16 protein-coding genes are annotated in these 17,881 nt (G+C 71.0%); 9 read left to right on the top strand and 7 right to left on the bottom strand.

Annotated elements, in window-relative coordinates; translation table 11 throughout:
• Positions 1-93: 93 nt before the first annotated feature.
• The 3 genes from ACIBJG_RS14895 to ACIBJG_RS14885 all read left to right on the top strand — a co-directional run bounded on the left by ACIBJG_RS14895 (position 94) and on the right by ACIBJG_RS14885 (position 4,160).
• Positions 94-1,434, top strand: coding sequence for an alanine racemase (locus ACIBJG_RS14895; RefSeq protein WP_399307890.1), 1,341 nt, complete (start codon positions 94-96; stop codon positions 1,432-1,434).
• A gap of 149 nt (positions 1,435-1,583) precedes the next feature.
• Positions 1,584-3,215, top strand: coding sequence for an amidohydrolase family protein (locus tag ACIBJG_RS14890; RefSeq protein ID WP_399307889.1), 1,632 nt, complete (start codon positions 1,584-1,586; stop codon positions 3,213-3,215).
• An 81-nt stretch (positions 3,216-3,296) separates the two neighbouring features.
• On the top strand, positions 3,297-4,160 hold the full coding sequence (locus ACIBJG_RS14885; protein WP_399307888.1) for a DUF1206 domain-containing protein: 864 nt from the start codon (positions 3,297-3,299) through the stop codon (positions 4,158-4,160).
• A 45-nt stretch (positions 4,161-4,205) separates the two neighbouring features.
• Here ACIBJG_RS14885 and ACIBJG_RS14880 read toward each other — a convergent pair whose 3' ends face one another.
• The 5 genes from ACIBJG_RS14880 to ACIBJG_RS14860 all read right to left on the bottom strand — a co-directional run bounded on the left by ACIBJG_RS14880 (position 4,206) and on the right by ACIBJG_RS14860 (position 8,939).
• Entirely contained in the window at positions 4,206-5,129 is a 924-nt protein-coding gene (locus ACIBJG_RS14880; protein ID WP_399307887.1) for a serine protease, read from the bottom strand.
• A 115-nt stretch (positions 5,130-5,244) separates the two neighbouring features.
• Positions 5,245-5,910, bottom strand: coding sequence for a response regulator (locus tag ACIBJG_RS14875; protein ID WP_399307886.1), 666 nt, complete (start codon positions 5,908-5,910; stop codon positions 5,245-5,247).
• Positions 5,907-7,061, bottom strand: a complete 1,155-nt coding sequence (locus ACIBJG_RS14870) for a sensor histidine kinase (protein WP_399307885.1) — start codon at positions 7,059-7,061, stop codon at positions 5,907-5,909. The genes ACIBJG_RS14875 and ACIBJG_RS14870 overlap by 4 nt, the downstream gene beginning before the upstream one ends.
• On the bottom strand, positions 7,058-7,897 hold the full coding sequence (locus ACIBJG_RS14865; RefSeq protein ID WP_399307884.1) for a lysostaphin resistance A-like protein: 840 nt from the start codon (positions 7,895-7,897) through the stop codon (positions 7,058-7,060). The genes ACIBJG_RS14870 and ACIBJG_RS14865 overlap by 4 nt, the downstream gene beginning before the upstream one ends.
• A 175-nt stretch (positions 7,898-8,072) precedes the next feature.
• Positions 8,073-8,939 (bottom strand): helix-turn-helix domain-containing protein, encoded by an 867-nt coding sequence (locus tag ACIBJG_RS14860; protein ID WP_399307883.1) that lies wholly within the window; start codon positions 8,937-8,939, stop codon positions 8,073-8,075.
• A gap of 143 nt (positions 8,940-9,082) precedes the next feature.
• Between ACIBJG_RS14860 and ACIBJG_RS14855 the strand changes: the two genes are divergently transcribed.
• From ACIBJG_RS14855 to ACIBJG_RS14840, 4 genes are all read left to right on the top strand, one after another.
• Positions 9,083-9,289: a DUF4287 domain-containing protein gene (locus ACIBJG_RS14855; RefSeq protein WP_399307882.1), complete on the top strand. Its 207-nt coding sequence runs from the start codon at positions 9,083-9,085 to the stop codon at positions 9,287-9,289.
• A 70-nt stretch (positions 9,290-9,359) separates the two neighbouring features.
• Entirely contained in the window at positions 9,360-10,205 is an 846-nt protein-coding gene (locus ACIBJG_RS14850; RefSeq protein WP_399307881.1) for an arylamine N-acetyltransferase, read from the top strand.
• Positions 10,206-10,440: 235 nt separating this feature from the next.
• Positions 10,441-11,652, top strand: a complete 1,212-nt coding sequence (locus ACIBJG_RS14845; protein ID WP_399307880.1) for a pyridoxal phosphate-dependent aminotransferase — start codon at positions 10,441-10,443, stop codon at positions 11,650-11,652.
• A gap of 82 nt (positions 11,653-11,734) precedes the next feature.
• Positions 11,735-12,148, top strand: coding sequence for a hypothetical protein (locus tag ACIBJG_RS14840; protein ID WP_399307879.1), 414 nt, complete (start codon positions 11,735-11,737; stop codon positions 12,146-12,148).
• 191 nt (positions 12,149-12,339) lie between these two features.
• Here the strand turns inward: ACIBJG_RS14840 and ACIBJG_RS14835 are convergent, their stop codons facing one another.
• Positions 12,340-14,166, bottom strand: coding sequence for a phosphoenolpyruvate carboxykinase (GTP) (locus ACIBJG_RS14835; protein WP_399307878.1), 1,827 nt, complete (start codon positions 14,164-14,166; stop codon positions 12,340-12,342).
• Positions 14,167-14,375: 209 nt separating this feature from the next.
• On the opposite strand from ACIBJG_RS14835, the gene ACIBJG_RS14830 reads away from it, so the two are divergent.
• Entirely contained in the window at positions 14,376-15,077 is a 702-nt protein-coding gene (locus ACIBJG_RS14830; RefSeq protein ID WP_399307877.1) for a hemolysin III family protein, read from the top strand.
• Between the two features lie 93 nt (positions 15,078-15,170).
• On the top strand, positions 15,171-15,803 hold the full coding sequence (locus tag ACIBJG_RS14825) for a TetR/AcrR family transcriptional regulator (RefSeq protein WP_399307876.1): 633 nt from the start codon (positions 15,171-15,173) through the stop codon (positions 15,801-15,803).
• 3 nt (positions 15,804-15,806) lie between these two features.
• Here the strand turns inward: ACIBJG_RS14825 and ACIBJG_RS14820 are convergent, their stop codons facing one another.
• Positions 15,807-17,825: a thioredoxin domain-containing protein gene (locus ACIBJG_RS14820; protein WP_399307875.1), complete on the bottom strand. Its 2,019-nt coding sequence runs from the start codon at positions 17,823-17,825 to the stop codon at positions 15,807-15,809.
• Between the last annotated feature and the right edge of the window lie 56 nt (positions 17,826-17,881).

Below are 17,881 nucleotides of genomic sequence, written 5' to 3'. Positions count from 1 at the left end.
GAGCGATATACGCAATGGGTGTTGCATATGTTGCAACGCTGATGACGATGACGCAGTGACCCACCGCATGACTTCGATCGAGGAGGCACCCCCATGGCCGACGAACGCCCCGTCGCCGGATCCGCCGGAACCACCGGGCTCGCCGGAACCGCCGGTCTCGCCGGTCTCGCCGAGGAGCGGGTGGACCACCGGTTCAAGGCCCTCCCGCCCGATGCGGACGGCCTGACCGTCGCCGAGCTGGCGGCCGAGCGGCGCAACCTCTTCACCGGCGGGTTCACCACGCCGGTGCTCGCCCTGTCGGCCGAGTCCGTCGCGCACAACCTCGCCCTGCTGGAGACGTACACCGAGCGCCACGGCCTCGCCTTCGCACCGCACGGCAAGACGTCGATGTCCCCGCAGCTGTTCGCCCGCCAGCTGGAGCACGGCGCGTGGGGCATCACCGCGGCGGTGCCACACCAGGCACGGGTCTACCGGGCGTTCGGGATCCAGCGGATCTTCCTCGCCAACGAGCTCGTCGACGCGGCCGCGCTGACCTGGCTCGCGGGCGAGCTGAACGCCGATCCGGAGTTCAGCTTCATCTGTTACGTCGACTCGGTGCGCGGTGTCGAGCTGATGGACGAGGCCCTGAGCGCGGCGGGCGCCTCCCGCCCGGTCGACGTCGTCGTGGAGCTCGGTGCGGGCGAGGGCGCCCGCACCGGCGCCCGCACCGGGGCCGACTGCGCCGCGGTCGCCGACGCGGTGGCCGCGGCGGGGACGCTGCGCCTGGTGGGCGTGGCCGGTTACGAGGGCGAGGTGCCGGACGCGACGGGCGAGCGGGTACGCGACTGGCTCCGCCGGCTCGTCGCGCTGGCCGCGGACTTCGACGCGGCGGGGCGGTTCGCCGCGCTGGACGCCGGCGCCGGTGAGCGGATCGTGATCAGCGCGGGCGGCAGCGCGTGGTTCGACGCGGTCGCGGACGTGTTCGCGGAGATCCCCGAACTCTCCTACCCCGTACTCAAGTTGCTCCGCTCGGGGGCGTACGTCTCGCACGACGACGGGCACTACCGCCACCTCACCCCCTTCAACCGGGTCCCCGAGGAGGGCGCCCTCCAGCCCTCCTTCCGGCTCTGGGCCCAGGTCGTGTCCCGCCCCACGGGCGAGCAGGCGTTCCTGAACGCCGGCAAGCGGGACGCGGCCTACGACCTCGACCTGCCCCAGGCGCAGGTCGTGCGGTCCGGGCGCGACGGCTCGGTGCGGGCGGCGACGGGGATCGAGATCACCGGTCTGTCGGACCAGCACGCGTGGGTACGGACGGACGAGGGGGCCGAGCTGGAGGTCGGGGACTGGGTGGGGATGGGTCTGTCGCACCCCTGCACGAGCTTCGACAAGTGGCAGCTGATTCCGCTGGTTGCGGCGGACGGCACGGTCACGGACTACATCCGCACGTTCTTCTGATCCGCTGCGGGGTGCCTTTCCCCACCCCGCCCCTTCCCGTAACCGGGGCTCCGCCCCGGACCCCGCGCCTCAAACGCCGGCGAGGCCGAAAAGCTCCCCCGCGAGGCCGAACGGGCCCCGGCGAGGCCGGGTAATGAAAGGCACCCCCCATGGACCTGGTCATCCGCGACGCCCGCGTCATCGACGGCACCGCCACCCCCTCCTACCGCGCCGACGTGGGCCTCGTCGACGGACGCGTCGCGGAGATCCACCGCGAGGACTCCCCCGGCCCCCGCCCCACCGCCGCCCGCACCCTGGACGCCGACGGTCTCGCGCTCTCGCCCGGCTTCGTCGACATGCACGCCCACAGCGACCTCGCCCTGCTGCGCGACCCCGACCACAGCGCGAAGGCGGCCCAGGGCGTCACCCTCGAAGTGCTCGGCCAGGACGGACTGTCGTACGCCCCCGCCGACGACCGCACGCTCGCCGAGGTCCGCCGCTCCATCACCGGGTGGAACGGCGACGGCAGCGACATCGACTTCGACTGGCGCACCGTCGGCGAGTACCTCGACCGCCTCGACCGCAACTTCGACGGCCAGGGCATCGCGGTGAACGCCGCCTACCTCATCCCCCAGGGAACCGTGCGGATGCACGCGGTCGGCTGGGACGACCGGACCGCCACCGACGCCGAACTGACCCGGATGAAGCAACTCGTCGCGCAGTCCATGACCGAGGGCGCCGTCGGCATGTCCTCGGGTCTCACCTACACCCCGGGCATGTACGCGGACGACGCCGAACTCACCGCCCTGTGCCGGGTGGTGGCCGAACACGGCGGCTACTACTGCCCGCACCACCGCTCGTACGGCGCCGGGGCGCTGGAGGCGTACGAGGAGATGGTGCGGCTCACCCGTTCCGCGGGCTGCGCCCTCCATCTCGCCCACGCCACCATGAACTTCGGCGTGAACGAGGGCCGCGCCCCGGAGCTGCTCGATCTCCTCGACCGCGCGCTCGACGCGGGCGCCGACATCTCCCTCGACACCTACCCGTACACACCGGGCTGTACGACCCTGGTCGCCATGCTGCCCAGCTGGGCGAACGAGGGCGGCCCCGAGTCGGTCGCGGCGCGCCTGTCCGACGACGCGACGGCGGCGCGGATCCGTCACGACCTGGAGGTCGTGGGGTCGGACGGCTGCCACGGGGTGCCGATCGAGTGGGACACCATCGAGATCTCCGGCGTCAGCGTGCCGTCCCTCGCCGCCCACGTCGGCCGCACGGTCGCCGAGTCGGCGCGGCTGCGCGGCGAGGAGCCCTGGGTGACCGCGCGGCGGCTGCTCCTGGACGACCGGCTGGGTACGACGATCCTCCAGCACGTGGGCCACGAGGAGAACGTCCGGCAGATCATGCGCCACCGCGTCCACACGGGCGGCAGCGACGGCATCCTCCAGGGCGACAAGCCGCACCCCCGTGCGTACGGCACGTTCCCGCAGTATCTCGGCCGGTACGCAAGGGAGTTGGGCATCCTCTCCCTGGAGGAGTGCGTCGCCCACCTCACCTCGCGCCCGGCGGCCCGCCTGCGGCTGCCCGACCGCGGGTACGTGCGGGAGGGCTACCGCGCCGACCTGGTGCTCTTCGACCCGTCGACGGTGGCGGCGGGCTCGACGTTCGACGAGCCGCGCACCCTGCCGACCGGCATCCCGCACGTGCTGATCGACGGCCGTTTCGTCATCGAGGACGGGAAGCGGACGCAGGTGCTGGCGGGCCGGTCGGTGCGGTCCACGGGGGCGCGGACGGTCGCACCATAGCCGGTCAGCAGCGGTGCGGCGGGCAGCCGGCCCCTGCGGACGTCTGGTTTCCGGCCCCGGGGCGCGGGCACGCGAGTCGTCATGAATATTTCTGCGACAGCCCGGAAGAGTCAGGGAAAGGCGAGACGCGCGGGAAACAGTTCAGCGGTCGAGGCGGGCGGCCGCGCGGGGTTCGTGGCGCGCGGGGTGATCTACTTCCTGGTCGGCGTCCTCGCGCTGCGCATCGCCTTCGGCGACGGCGGATCGGGCGGGGGCGGCGGGAAGCAGGCGGACCGGGGCGGGGCACTCGCGGAGATCGCGCAGAAGCCCTTCGGTTCCGTGCTGCTGTGGGTCCTGGGGATCGCCCTGGTGGGGATGGCGCTGTGGCGGCTGTCCGAGGCGGCGTTCGGGGCCGCGGGCCCGGACGGGCGCAAGGCCACCAAGCGTCTGGCCTCGGCGGGGCGCGCCGTCTTCTACGGCTTCGTGTCGTACTCGGTCCTGATGTTCGCGGCGGGCGACCGGGGCAGCGGCAGCGGCAGCGGCAGCGGCGACACACGGTCGAAGGACGTCACGGCGCAGGTGCTCGGCATGTCGGGCGGGCGCTGGCTGGTCGGGGCGGCCGGCGCGGTCGTCGCCGGTGCGGGCCTGTGGATCGCGGGCCGTGCCGCCCTGCGGAAGTACCACAAGCACCTGCGCCTCGGCGAGATGTCGCCCGCCGCGCGACGCGCGGTGGACGTCACCGGGGTGTTCGGCGGTGTCTCCCGCGGACTCGTCTTCGCGGTGGCCGGCGGCTTCGCCGTGGCCGCGGCGGTGAAGGTCCGCTCGGGCGAGGCCAAGGGGATGGACGACACCCTGCGCGCGTTCAGCGCGACCCCGGCCGGCCCGTGGCTGCTGGCCCTGATCGCGGTCGGGCTGGCGGCGTTCGGCCTCTTCTCCTGCGCGAACGCCCGGTGGCGCAGGATCTGACCCGGAAGCGAGGGCGGGAACGGCGTCCCGCCCCCGCCCCTCCCGTCACGGCTTGGGCAGTGCGCACCCTTCACGGTCGAGGTCGAAGACGTTTCCGGCGCCGATGCACGGCACGATGCCGTAGGTCTCCTGGGCGTAGTTGATGCCCTCGTGGACCGTCACCTGCCCGTTCTCGTCGACCTCGCACGGGTTGTTGTCCGTGCACTCCTGCCCGTCCTCGTTGCCGGTGTTGTTGACGGCGACGACCTTGCCGGTGGCGTTGTCGATCACCGGCGAGCCGGACGTGCCGCCGATGGTCTGGCAGGCGGAGGTGTAGCGGACCGAGTCCTTCCAGGTCCACTCCCCCTCCTTGAGGCGGTAGACGAACCCGTCGACGTTGCAGCTGTACGTGCGCTTCCAGTACGCGGACGCGACGGTGATCGCGGTGCCCTGCACCGGGTGCGTGGTGTTGAGCTCCAGCGCCTTGATGCCGTAGCTGCTCTCGATCTGGGCGTACGTGGAGGTGAGCTGGTACACCGATATGTCGGTGTCCGTCATCGTCCCGTACGCGATCTTGCTTGCCCGGACGGTGCCGACGCCGCTGCCCGCGGCGTTCAGCAGGGTGAAGCTGCGGGTGGACGGCTGGTTGAAAACGACCTCGCCCGGGCCGGGGAAGCCGGACTCCATGCAGTGCCCGTTGGAGAGCACGAGCGCGGGGTCGCCCGCCTGGGAGCCGGGTGTACGGACGACCGATCCCGAACAGTTGCTGAGCGCCACGGTCCCGGCGAAGCCGATGGCCTTGGGCCTGACCTTCGACCGGTCGGCCGCGTGGCCGGATGACGCCGCGTCCGCAGCGGTGCGGCTCGCGGCCGCTGCCGCCTTGAGCACGCTGGGCGCGGTCGCGTCGTGGCTGGTGGCCGCTGACGCGGGCGCGGTGCCGGCTCCGAGGAGCAGCACCGCGAAGAGCGCACCGACGAGAGGCTTTTTCATGTGGGGGTCCCCTCAAGTGACCTGCGCAGAGCGTGGGGAGCCTCTGCGACCGAAGTTCTTCCGGTTTTGACATGCGCATGGTGGCGCACTGGAGGGAACCCCACAAGGGGCGAATTCAGGTCACCAGGCCCTGGCGGTAGGCGTAGACGACAGCCTGGACGCGGTCGCGGAGTCCGAGTTTGGCGAGGATGCGTGACACGAAGGTCTTGACGGTCTCCGGGCTGATCAGGAGGGTCACGGCGATCTCGCTGTTGGAGAAGCCGTCCGCGATGAGACGCAGGACCTCCAGTTCGCGGGGGGTCAGCGGGAGGTCCTCGGGGGTGCCCCCGGTGGGCCGGATCCGGGCGGCGTACCTGCCCACCAGCCGGCGCGTCACCTCGGGGTCCAGCAGCGCCTGGCCCGTCTCCACGGTCCTGATCCCGTGCAGCAGCTGGGCGGGCGGCGCGTCCTTGAGCAGGAACCCGCTCGCCCCGGCGCGCAGCGCCTCGTAGACGTACTCGTCCAGGTTGAACGTGGTCACCACGAGCACCTTGACGGGGTGCTCCACTCCGGCACCGGCCAGCAGGCGGGTCGCCTCGATGCCGTCGAGCACCGGCATGCGGATGTCCATCACGACGACGTCCGGGCGCAGCCGGCCGGCCATCTCGACCGCGGTCCGCCCGTCGCCGCACTCGCCCGCCACCTCCAGGTCGGGCTGGGCGTCGATGATCGTGGCCAGCCCGGTGCGGACCAGGATCTGGTCGTCGCAGACGAGGACCCGAATGGGTGCGGTCTCGGTCACGAGGGACTCCCGGCGGGTATGCGCGCCCGGACGACGAAGCCGCCGCCCGTGCGGGCGTCCGCGCTGAAGTCGCCGCCCAGGACGTCGACGCGCTCGCGGAGCCCCACGAGGCCCCGCCCGCTCCCGCCGGGGACCTTGGCCCGTGAGCCGGAACCGTCCGTGCTGACCTCCACGGTGATCTCTCTTTCGCTGTGCCGTACCTGGACCGACGTGTTGCTGCCATGGGCGTACTTGAGGGCGTTCGTCAGGGCCTCCTGTACGACCCGGTAGGCGACCAGGTCGGCGCTGCCGGTCGACGCCGCCGGTGTGCCCTGCTCGGTGAACTCCACCTCCTGCCCTGCCCGTCGGGTCTGTTCCACCAGGGTGAGGATCCGGCCGACGGTCGGCGTCCTGGCCTCGGCGCCGTGGTCCGGGTTGAGCAGGTCGAGCAGGTGCCGCAGGTCGGTGATGGCCCGGCGGCCGGTGTCGGTGACGGTGGCCAGGGTCTGGTCGAGCCGGTCGGGTGCGGCGGTCAGATAGCGGGCCGCCTCGGTCTGTACGACCATCGCCGTCACATGGTGGGTCACGATGTCGTGGAGCTCGCGGGCGATCCGGGTGCGTTCGGCGAGGCGGGTGTCCTCGGCGATCCGGAGGCGGCGTTCGGCCTCCAGGACGCGGGTGTGGCGCAGCCACGACCCGGCACCCCAGGCGAGGGCCATAGCCACGTAGAAGACGGTGAAGCCGGCCAGGCTCTCACCGGACCCGAACCGCAGGAGCACGACCGCCAGCGCCACGTACGCCACGGAGAGGACGACCACGGTCACGTGCCGATGCCGTTCCCGATGGGATCCCGCACTCAGCAGGGCGACGGGCAGCGCGGTACCCGCGAGCAGGTGGTAGCCGCCCAGTTGGTCCACGACGAAGCCGAGCACCACCAGCGAGAGAGCGACCAACGGCAACCGCCGGCGCACAGCGAGCGGAAGGCTCTGAAGACAGAGGGCCACGACGCCCAGCGCGTCGAGGGAGTGGTTCGGCATGCCGCCGAGCTCCGTACCGCGGTTGTAGAGCTCAGGCATGAGCGACCCGACGAGGAGGAGCAGCCCGAGGGGGAGATCGCGAACCGTGACATCCAACCGGCGCCACAGCTCCGGGAAACTCCGAACTTTGGTCACCGGGGAACTCTAGTGGTGGCGCCGGCCTCGACGACGCGCCGGCTGCGCCGGGGCACCACGTGGCCACGCCGGTGGGCCAGCCACATGAACGCCGCCGTCAGCAGCACGCCGAACAGCACCGAGTACACACTGCCCTCCGGGCCGAAGTCACCGCCGGTGATCAGCTTCGAGCCCGAGGTCGCGGAGTCGAGAATGCCCTGCGGGGTGTTGTTGCCCGAGACCTCGGTGCTGAAGATGCCGGATGCGGCGAAGTTCCAGCCGAAGTGCACGCCGAAGGGCAGCCACAGCGTGCGGGTGGCCGCGTACGCGGCGCCGAGCATGCCACCGGCCTCGACGGCGATGGCGATTGCGCCCCACAGGCTGGCGTTCGGGTTCAACAGGTGCATGAGGCCGAACAGGGCGCCGGTCAGCATCAGCGAGATCCAAGTGCCGCCGCGTTCCTCGACAATCCTGAACAGGATGCCCCGGAACACCAGTTCCTCCGTCATGGCGGCGGCCGCCATGAAGCCGATCAGCCCCATCGCGCCGGTGACCGAGCCGATACCGTTGACGTGGTAGTCGCCGAGGAAGGCCAGGTTCACGATGACGGCCCCGAACAGCGCGACGCCGATCAGCACCCCGCGTCCGGTGGCCGCCCTCGCGCCCTCCCGGGCCAGCTCGGTGACCGGACGGTGCTCGGTCCGTCCCACCACCCACCGGTAGGCCGGTACGGCGAGCGCCGCGACGAGAAGGCCGAGAACCAGCGTGAGCCACGGATTCCCGTCCACCGCGGCAACGCACTGACCGCCGATCATCCAGACCGCGACGACGGTCAACAGCTGCCAAACGACTCTCATGCGCACTCCTCTGCCGGCCCGCGGACTCTCCCCGCGGCTACGCTCCGACGCTACGGATCCGGCGGACAGGAGTCGTCACCGCGCGGTGGACACCTGCGTGTAGCTCGCACGGGGGACGGCCCGCCGCCAACAGGTCGTGGGCGGCGGGCCGTCCGGTCTGCTGTGCAGGCGCCCGTCAGGCAGCGGTCCGTTCCACCGGGATCCACAGCTGCGCGTCCGCCTGCGCCCCGTCGGGCGAGAGCCGGGTGCGCAGGATCTCGGGGCCCGGCCGGCTGCGGTACGGGTTGGACGGGAACCACTCGGTGAACACGTCCCGCCACAGGTACTGGAGGGCCTGCGGGAAAGCACCCGAGCTGTCGAAGACGGCCCAGGTGCCCGCCGCCACGGGGAGCGCGTCCATGTCCTCGGGGACGGGCGCCGAGCTCACCACCCCGTGGTAGTAGTCCAGTTCGGTGCCCTCGGCCCGGCCTTCGGCGAGGTCGTCACTGACCTGGACGATCCCCTCCGGCTCCTGGTCGGACAGGCTGCTGATGCGCCCCACGGTCTCCTTGTCGATGCTCCGGATGAACGCGGCGATCGCCGGGTTCACCCCCTCGTGCACCAGCGGAACGCGCGCCTTCCTCCCCACCACACAGAACCTCTCCTTCTCCACGATCCGGTATCGCATGCTGCTGGTCCCTTCGACGACGAGGCGGAAGGACATCCGGGGCTGGGACCGCAACGCGGCCCCGCTGCGTCTGGCCTCACCCGGACCGATGCCGTGCATGGCACGGAACGCCCGGGCGAACGCCTCGCCCGACGCGTAGCCGTACCGCACCGCGACATCCAGCAGCGTCCGCTCACCGGCCAGCACCTCGGCACCCGCGACCGTGAGCCGCCTGCGCCGGATGTACTCCGACAGCGGGATCCCGGCGAGTGCGGAGAACATCCGCCGCAGGTGGTACTCCGACGTCATGGCGGTCCTGGCCAGCTCGGCGACGTCGATGCGGTCGTCGAGACGGCGCTCGATACGGTCCATGGCCTCGTTCAGCCGTTCCAGCACCCGGGCCTCCTTCCCTTCCGCCCACCACGCTAGGAAACGACCACCCTGCCCCACCCGACATCCTGTGCCCGGTCCGGTCGGGTGCCGGCCCGTCACGCGAGTTCCTGCGGGTGACTGTCAGACCCGGCTGTCAGACTTCCGGCATGACCGATGCAGTGAAGGGCCCCGCAAGCTATTTCCCGTCGATCGAGCAGAAGTACGGCCGTCCCGTCGCGGAGTGGAAGGAGCTCATCCGCGCCTCGCCGCTGACGAAGCACATGGAGATCGTGAGCTGGCTCAAGTCCGAGCACGCGATGGGGCACGGCCATGCCAACGCGCTGGTCGCGCACACCCTCGCCGAGGACAAGTAGCCCTCGGGGGCCGGCACGATCCTGCTGTGGCAGGAGGCATCCGCCCTCCCCAACTACGTAGGGTCGGAGCATGACTTCCGATCTCGACCACGCCCTCGACCTCGACCTCGACCTCGACGCCTATCTCGCCCGCATCGGATGGAGCGGTGAGCGCAAGCCCACCGTGGCCGTGCTGCGCTCCGTGCATCGCGCGCATGCGTTCGGCATCCCGTTCGAGAACCTGGACCCCGTCCTCGACACCGTGCCCTCGCTCGCCCTCCCCGACCTGGAGGCGAAGCTCGTACGCAGCGAGCGCGGCGGCTACTGCTACGAGCACAACTCGTTGCTGACGGCCGCCCTGCGGGCCCTCGGCTTCGAGGTCACGCTGCTGTGCGCCCGGGTCGTGCTCGGCGCCGGGCCCGGGGACGTCCGGCCACGGACGCACATGCTGATGCGGGTCGGGGTGCCGGGCGAGGCGACGCCGTATCTCGCCGATGTCGGCTTCGGGGCCGTGGGCTCGCTGCTGGAGCCGATCCCGCTGGTCACGGGCGCCGAGCTGCACGACACCCCGCGCCACCACCGGCTCGTCCACCCGCCGCACGACGGGCCGCTGGAGCTGTGGGAGCTCCAGGCGGAGTCGGGCGACGGGGCGTGGCAGGGGCAGTACGCGTTCACGCTGGAGCCGTTCGAGGCGCCGGACTTCGAGGTCGTCAACTGGCACATCGCGACCAACCCGCGCTCGCCGTTCGCGCATCTGCTGTACGTCCAGCGCACCACTCCGGACGCCCATCTGTCGCTCGCCGGCCGCACGCTCGTGGTGACGGCCGCCGACGGCAAGCGGGAGGAGCGGGAGCTGGCGGACGCCGCGGAGACGGTCCGTGTCCTCGCGGACACGTTCGGGGTCCGGCTGCCGGAAGGCGCCCGGCTGCCCGAGTGACCGGTTCGGCGCCCGCGGGCCGCGGCGCGCCGTGGCGCATGTCACCCGGTCCGGTCCGTCCGTCCCCGTTCCACCCCATTCCAAGCCCCGGCCCGGCCCGCGCCCCGGGTTCCGACGGTCCGGGGGCGCGGGCGCATGGCGATGGAAGCCGGGGCGGCGGGCGGACGGACCCGGGTGGGTCAATGGGCGGGGAAAGGCCGGGCGGCCCGCGAAACACAGTCGTAAGCTCGCAGACATGCAGGTCATCCAGTCCACGAAGCTCGCCAACGTCTGTTACGAAATCCGGGGCCCCGTGCTCGAGGAGGCGATGCGGCTGGAAGCAGCAGGTCATCGCATCCTCAAGCTGAACACCGGCAACCCTGCCGCGTTCGGTTTCGAGTGCCCGCCGGAGATCCTCGAAGACGTTCTGCGCAACCTGTCCGGGGCGCACGGTTACGGCGACGCGAAGGGGCTGCTGTCCGCGCGGCGGGCGGTGATGCAGCACTACCAGACCAAGGGGATCGACCTCGATGTCGAGGACGTCTACCTGGGCAACGGCGTCTCCGAGCTGATCCAGATGTCGATGCAGGCGCTGCTCGACGACGGCGACGAGGTGCTCGTACCGGCCCCGGACTATCCGCTGTGGACGGCGTCCGTCTCGCTGGCCGGCGGCACGGCCGTGCACTACCGGTGCGACGAGCAGGCCGACTGGATGCCCGACCTCGCCGACATCGAGCGGAAGATCACCGACCGCACCAAGGCGATGGTGATCATCAACCCGAACAACCCGACGGGCGCCGTCTACGACGACGAGATGCTGCGCGGGCTGACGGAGATCGCCCGGCGGCACAACCTGGTCGTCTGCTCGGACGAGATCTACGACCGCATCCTGTACGACGGTGCGACGCACACGCCGACGGCGACGATCGCCCCCGACCTGATGGTGCTCACCTTCAACGGGCTGTCCAAGAACTACCGGGTGGCCGGGTTCCGCTCCGGCTGGCTGGCGGTCTGCGGGCCGAAGGCGCACGCCTCCTCGTACATCGAGGGGCTGACGATCCTGGCCAACATGCGGCTGTGCGCCAACATGCCCTCGCAGCACGCCGTGGCCACCGCGCTCGGCGGACGGCAGTCGATCAACGACCTGGTGCTGCCGGGCGGCCGGATCCTGGAGCAGCGGGACGTGGCGTACGACCTGCTGACGCAGATTCCGGGCGTGACCTGCGTGAAGCCGAAGGGGGCCCTGTACCTCTTCCCCCGGCTCGACCCCAAGGTCTACAAGATCAAGGACGACCGGCAGATGGTCCTGGACCTGCTGCGTGCCGAGAAGATCATGGTGGTGCAGGGGACGGGGTTCAACTGGCCGGAGCCCGATCACTTCCGGGTCGTGACACTGCCCTCGACGAAGGACCTGACGGACGCGATCGGCCGGATCGCCCGCTTCCTGGACGGATACGGGCAGGTGTAGCCCGACCAGACTCTCGAACACGGACAACTTTAGACTGAATCCAAGCTAGGATGGTTCCCACAGCACCACCAGGAGGCCATCCATGTACGAACCGATCCGCACCAAATCGGTCCACACACCGGCCGACCACGTCGGCGACTTCCCGCACCGCACCCGCGAGGAGGAGCTGGACATCCAGCTCGCCGGACACCTCGCCGCGCTGCTCGCGGTCACCGACGAGCTGGGGCTCGGCGAGGCGGGCGACCGCATCGCCGAACAGGTCGCCCGACTGCGCGGCGCACCGCCCGCCCGGCACGCCGGCCTGAGCGACGCGCCCGCGACCACCCTCCACCGCCGCGCCCACGCCCTCGCGGGCCGGGCCCTGGTGGTGGCGGCGTCCCGCGCCGACACCGTGGTCGCGATCCTCTCGGCCGAGCGTATGGACGCCCACACCGCAGCGGTCTCCGCCGCTGCCGCCGACTCCTCCGCCCCGTCGCGGCTGGTCGGCGCCCTCTGACGGCCCCGGTCCACGTGCCGTCGAGGCGTGTGGACCGGGTGCCACCCCCCGGCAAAAGGGAGCGGCCCCCGCAACCGCTGTCGGTTACGGGGGCCAGGGGCGTGTTCGTGCACGTCCCTACCGCGGCAGGCCGTTGACCCCACAGGTCAGGGCGGATGTCGGGAGCCGGGCCGCGGAGATCGAAGGGGCGGTCAGCCCAGGCGCTGGACCAGCGCGCGGTACTCGTCCCACAGTTCCTTCGGCGTGTGGTCACCGAAGGTGTTGAGGTGCTCGGGGACCAGCGCCGCCTCCTCGCGCCAGACCTCCTTGTCCACGTTGAGCAGGAAGTCCAGGTCGGACTCGGAGAGGTCCAGGCCCGCGGTGTCGATCGAGCCCTTGGCCGGCAGGATGCCGATCGGGGTCTCGACGCCTTCGGCCTTGCCCTCCAGGCGCTCGACGATCCACTTCAGGACGCGGCTGTTCTCGCCGAAGCCGGGCCAGACGAACTTGCCCGCCTCGTTCTTGCGGAACCAGTTCACGTAGTAGATCTTCGGCAGCTTCGACTGGTCCGGCTTGTCCGCACCGACCTTCAGCCAGTGGTTCATGTAGTCGCCCATGTTGTAGCCGCAGAACGGCAGCATGGCGAACGGGTCGCGGCGCAGCTCGCCGACCTTGCCCTCGGCGGCGGCGGTCTTCTCGGAGGCGACGTTGGCTCCGAGGAAGACGCCGTGCTGCCAGTTGAAGGACTCGGTGACCAGCGGGACGGCCGAGGCGCGGCGACCGCCGAAGAGGATGGCCGAGATCGGCACGCCCTTCGGGTCCTCCCACTCGGGGGCGATGATCGGGCACTGGCCGGCCGGCACGGTGAAGCGGGCGTTGGGGTGGGCGGCGGGCGTACCGGACTCGGGGGTCCAGTCGTTGCCCTTCCAGTCCGTGAGGTGCTTGGGGAGCTCCTCGGTCATGCCCTCCCACCAGACGTCACCGTCGTCGGTGAGCGCGACGTTGGTGAAGACGGAGTTGCCCCACATGGTCTTCATGGCGTTGGCGTTGGTGTGCTCGCCGGTGCCGGGCGCGACGCCGAAGAAGCCGGCCTCGGGGTTGATCGCGTAGAGGCGGCCGTCCTCGCCGAACCGCATCCAGGCGATGTCGTCGCCGATGGTCTCGACGGTCCAGCCGGAGATCGTGGGCTCCAGCATGGCGAGGTTCGTCTTGCCGCAGGCGCTGGGGAAGGCCGCCGCGACGTACTTGGACTCACCGCGCGGCGGCGTGAGCTTCAGGATCAGCATGTGCTCGGCGAGCCAGCCCTCGTCGCGCGCCATCACGGAGGCGATGCGCAGCGCGTAGCACTTCTTGCCGAGCAGGGCGTTGCCGCCGTAGCCGGAGCCGTAGGACCAGATCTCGCGGTCCTCGGGGAAGTGCGAGATGTACTTGGTGGAGTTGCAGGGCCACGGGACGTCCTCCTGGCCCTCCTCCAGGGGTGCGCCGAGCGTGTGGACGGCCTTGACGAAGAAGCCGTCGGCGCCGAGCTCGTCGAGGACGGCCTGGCCCATGCGCGTCATGGTGCGCATCGAGACGGCGACGTACGCGGAGTCGGTGATCTCGACGCCGATCGCGGAGAGCGGCGAGCCGACGGGGCCCATGCAGAAGGGGACGACGTACATGGTGCGGCCCCGCATGGAGCCGCGGAAGACGCCCTTGTCCCCCACGAAGATCTCCCGCATCTCGGCGGGGTCCTTCCAGTGGTTCGTCGGACCGGCGTCCTCCTCCTTCGCGGAGCAGATGAACGTCCGGGTCTCGACACGCGCGACATCGCTGGGGTCGGAGGCGGCGTAGTACGAGTTCGGGCGCTTGATCTCGTCGAGCTTGGTGAACGTGCCCTTGGCCACGAGCTCCCCGCACAGGCGCTCGTACTCGGCCTCGGAGCCGTCGCACCAGACCACTCGGTCCGGTTCGGTGAGGGCTGCGATCTCGTCGACCCAGGAGACGAGCTCCTGGTGGTTGGTGGGAACAGTGAAGGGAGCCGCGATGTCGCGCGCCACGATCGCTCCTTGATGAGGGTGTGTGTTTGGTAGGCCCCGTGGGGGCTGCGACCCGGATGCTTCTACCCCTTCGAATTCCCTGGCGCTCATCCGGTGCCGACCGCACTCATTTGATCATCCGACCGTTCCGCCCATATGTCCAGAGGGCCGCCCACGTGAGCATCGCCACTCGTATCCGCTACCTACGGTGGCGTAGGTACGATGCGGGAATGACTGCCGCCTCCGCCGCCGCACCCGAACCCGCCAAGCTGGAACCAGCCGGAACCGTCGATGTGGAGATCAAGCCACGCATGCGCGGCTGGCTGCACGCAGGGATGTTCCCGGCCGTCCTGATCGCGGGCATCGTGCTCATCGCCCTGGCGGACAGCACCCGCGGCCGGATCGCCTGCGCGATCTACATCGCGACCGCGTGCCTGCTCTTCGGCGTGAGCGCGATCTACCACCGCGGTACGTGGGGACCGCGCGGCGAGGCCGTGCTGCGCAGGCTCGACCACGCGAACATCTTCCTGATCATCGCGGGCACCTACACCCCGCTGACCCTGCTCCTGCTGCCCGAGTCCACCGGGACCCCGCTCCTGTGGGCGGTGTGGGCGGCGGCGGTCGCGGGCATCGCCTTCCGGGTCTTCTGGGTCGGCGCCCCGCGCTGGCTCTACACCCCCTGCTACATCGCGATGGGCTGGGCGGCGGTCTTCTTCCTGCCGGACTTCATGCGCACCGGCGGGATCGCGGTCCTGGTGCTCGTGGTCGTCGGCGGACTGCTCTACAGCGCCGGCGGTGTCATCTACGGCATCAAGCGCCCGAACCCCTCACCGCGCTTCTTCGGCTTCCACGAGGTCTTCCACTCACTGACCCTCGCGGCCTTCGTCGTCCACTACGTCGGCATCTCCCTGGTGGCCTACAACCACAACTGAGCGCCCGCACCGACCTCCGTTCACCAGGGCCGCAGCTTTCGAGCCGCGGCCCTTTCGCATGTCCGGGCACGGCCATGCCCGACAATGGCGACCATGGCCGCCACCCCCCGTATCCCCTCCTTCACCGCACCCGGCACACAGCCCCCGATGGGGCTGCGCGAGCGCAAGAAGCTCAAGACGCGGGTCGCGATCCGGCAGGCGACGTACCGCCTCATCCAGGAGCAGGGCTACGAGGCGACGACCATCGAGCAGATCGCGGAGGCGGCCGAGGTGTCGCCCAGCACGGTGTTCCGGTACTTCGCGACCAAGGAGGACATCGTCCTCACCGACGAGTACGACCCGATCATGGAGGCCGTGCTCCGCAGCCGCCCGCTGGACGAACCCCCACTGGAATCCCTGCGGTTGATGATGCGCGAGGCGCTGACGTCGTTCGTCACCGCGGAGGACGAGGAACTGCGCCGGCGCACCCGGCTGATGGTGGAGGTCCCCGCCATCCGGGCCCGGATGACGGAGACCATGTCGGACACGGCGAAGGTGCTCTCCCAGGTGCTCGCCGACCGCGCCGGCCGCAGCGCGGACGACCTGCAGATCCGGGTCTTCATCGCGGCGGTGCTGGGCGCGCTGCGCGAGGTCACGCTCTACTGGGGCGAGCACGGCCAGGAGGGCGACCTGATCACGATGATCGACGAGGCGCTGAACATGCTGGACGGCGGCCTGCGGCTGTGAACCTCAGCCCCCGGCGCCGCTGAGCGCGCGGGCCAGCTCCTGCGGGTCGGTGGTCGGCGCCTCGCAGACGAAGCGCCTGCACACATAGGCGGTGGGCACTCCGTCCAGCATCGGGCGTTCCGCCAGCAGCGGGAACTCCGACCCCGCCGTCTCCCCCGCCGCGACCACCGCACCGGGCGCTTGCCCCAGCAGGGCCGTACGGTGCAGCCGGCCGCCGACCGGCCCGGCGACCGCCACCTCGCGCGGTCCGTCGAGCAGCGCCTCGGCCACCGCGAGCCCCCAGCCGATGAACCGCGGCGCCCGCGGGCCCAGCGCCTTCACGACGCCCAACGCGCCTTCGGCAGCCGTGCGGTGGGGCTCCGAACCGGTGTAGGCGGCGTACGAGAGCAGTGCACCGGCCGCCGCCGTCCAGCCCGCCGGGGTCGCGCTGTCGGTGGGGTCCTGCGGGCGGCGGATCAGCTGCTCGGCGTCGTCCGCCGTGTCGTACAACTGCCCGCCCTCGCCGGTGAAGTGCTGGAGCACGATGTCCGTCAGGAAGCCGGCGAACTCCAGCCAGGCCCCCTCACCGGTGACGGCGGCCAGGGCCAGGAAGCCCTCCGCGACATCGGCGTAGTCCTCCAGCACCCCGTCGTGCGCTCCGGCGCGGCCGTCCTTCGAGGTGCGGACCAGCCGGGCGACGGGGCCCATGTGGAGCCGCACCAGCAGGTCCGCGGCCTCGGTGGCGCGCTCGATCAGGTCGGGCCGGTCGAAGTACGCCCCGGTCTCGGCGAGCGCGGCGATCGCCAGCCCGTTCCACGCCGCGACCACCTTGTCGTCCCGCCCGGGCCGCTCCCGCAGCTCACGGGCGGCGAGCAGCCGGGCCCGCACATCGGCGGCGCGGGCCTCGTCCGTGGCGTCCGCCACCGGGAGCTGGAGCACCGAGGAACCCTCCTCGAAGGTGCCCTCCTCGGTCACCGTGAAGAGCTCCGCGGCGAACACGGCGTCCTCCTCGCCCAGCGCCTCGCGCAGCTGCGCGGGCGTCCAGACGTAGTAGGCGCCCTCGACGTGCCTGCCGTCCGCGTCCTCGCTGTCGGCGTCGAGCGCGGAGGCGAAACCGCCCTCGGCCGTGCGCAGTTCGCGGACCATGAAGTCGGCGGTCTCCAGCGCTACCCGGCGGGCGAGCTCCGAACCGGTGGAGCGCCACAGATGGGCGTAGACGCGGCAAAGCAGCGCATTATCATAAAGCATCTTTTCGAAGTGCGGGACGACCCACTCGCGGTCCACCGAGTAGCGGGCGAACCCGCCGCCCAGCTGGTCGTACAGCCCGCCCCTGGCCATCGCTTCGCAGGTGTCGGCCGCCATCTGAAGTGCGCCGTCCGCCCCGGTGCGGGCATGGTGCCGCAGCAGGAACTCGATCGTCATCGACGGCGGGAACTTGGGCGCACCGCCGAAGCCGCCGTGCTTCTCGTCGTACTCGCGGGTGAGCCCGAGCAGCGCCTGCGCCGACTCCGCCTCTCCGGGCAGTCCTTCTCCGCCGTGCGCGAGGGTGCGCTCGGACAGATCGTGGACGATGCGCGAGGCGACCTCGCCGACCTCGTCCCGGCGGTCGGTCCAGGCCGCCGCCACGCCTTCGAGGACCTGACGGAACGACGGCAGACCGTGCCGGGACTCGGGCGGGAAGTAGGTACCGAAGTAGAACGGCTCCGCGTCCGCGGTGAGGAAGACGGTCATCGGCCAGCCGCCCTGGCCCGTCGCCGCCTGCACCGCCTCCATGTACACGGCGTCCACGTCCGGACGTTCCTCGCGGTCGACCTTGACGTTCACGAAGTGCTCGTTCATGTACGCCGCCGTGGCCTCGTCCTCGAAGGACTCGTGCGCCATGACGTGGCACCAGTGGCACGCCGAGTAGCCGACCGACAGCAGCACGGGCACGTCACGCCGCCGCGCTTCCTCGAAGGCCTCCGGCGTCCAGGGCCACCAGTCGACCGGATTGTCAGCGTGCTGAAGCAGATAAGGCGAGGTCACACCAGCCAACCGGTTCATGCGACCCAGCCTCTCACAGCGTCCATCCGTGCCGTGGAGACCGCACGGACTGCGCC

This window comes from Streptomyces sp. NPDC050422 (assembly GCF_044458665.1).
Taxonomy (GTDB): domain Bacteria; phylum Actinomycetota; class Actinomycetes; order Streptomycetales; family Streptomycetaceae; genus Streptomyces.
The sequence above is the reverse complement of the archived record's forward strand: the minus strand, read 5'-3'. Positions and strand labels throughout refer to the sequence as shown.

What these genes read in the sequence shown, in the direction of transcription:
- ACIBJG_RS14895 (WP_399307890.1), top strand. Translation starts at nt 94, where the DNA reads ATGGCCGACGAACGCCCCGTCGCCGGATCCGCCGGAACCACCGGGCTC.
- ACIBJG_RS14855 (WP_399307882.1), top strand. Translation starts at nt 9,083, where the DNA reads ATGACCGATGCAGTGAAGGGCCCCGCAAGCTATTTCCCGTCGATCGAG.
- ACIBJG_RS14890 (WP_399307889.1), top strand. Translation starts at nt 1,584, where the DNA reads ATGGACCTGGTCATCCGCGACGCCCGCGTCATCGACGGCACCGCCACC.
- ACIBJG_RS14825 (WP_399307876.1), top strand. Translation starts at nt 15,171, where the DNA reads ATGGCCGCCACCCCCCGTATCCCCTCCTTCACCGCACCCGGCACACAG.
- ACIBJG_RS14850 (WP_399307881.1), top strand. Translation starts at nt 9,360, where the DNA reads ATGACTTCCGATCTCGACCACGCCCTCGACCTCGACCTCGACCTCGAC.
- ACIBJG_RS14830 (WP_399307877.1), top strand. Translation starts at nt 14,376, where the DNA reads ATGACTGCCGCCTCCGCCGCCGCACCCGAACCCGCCAAGCTGGAACCA.
- ACIBJG_RS14865 (WP_399307884.1), bottom strand. Translation starts at nt 7,897, where the DNA reads ATGAGAGTCGTTTGGCAGCTGTTGACCGTCGTCGCGGTCTGGATGATC.
- ACIBJG_RS14820 (WP_399307875.1), bottom strand. Translation starts at nt 17,825, where the DNA reads ATGAACCGGTTGGCTGGTGTGACCTCGCCTTATCTGCTTCAGCACGCT.
- ACIBJG_RS14880 (WP_399307887.1), bottom strand. Translation starts at nt 5,129, where the DNA reads ATGAAAAAGCCTCTCGTCGGTGCGCTCTTCGCGGTGCTGCTCCTCGGA.
- ACIBJG_RS14845 (WP_399307880.1), top strand. Translation starts at nt 10,441, where the DNA reads ATGCAGGTCATCCAGTCCACGAAGCTCGCCAACGTCTGTTACGAAATC.
- ACIBJG_RS14840 (WP_399307879.1), top strand. Translation starts at nt 11,735, where the DNA reads ATGTACGAACCGATCCGCACCAAATCGGTCCACACACCGGCCGACCAC.
- ACIBJG_RS14885 (WP_399307888.1), top strand. Translation starts at nt 3,297, where the DNA reads ATGAATATTTCTGCGACAGCCCGGAAGAGTCAGGGAAAGGCGAGACGC.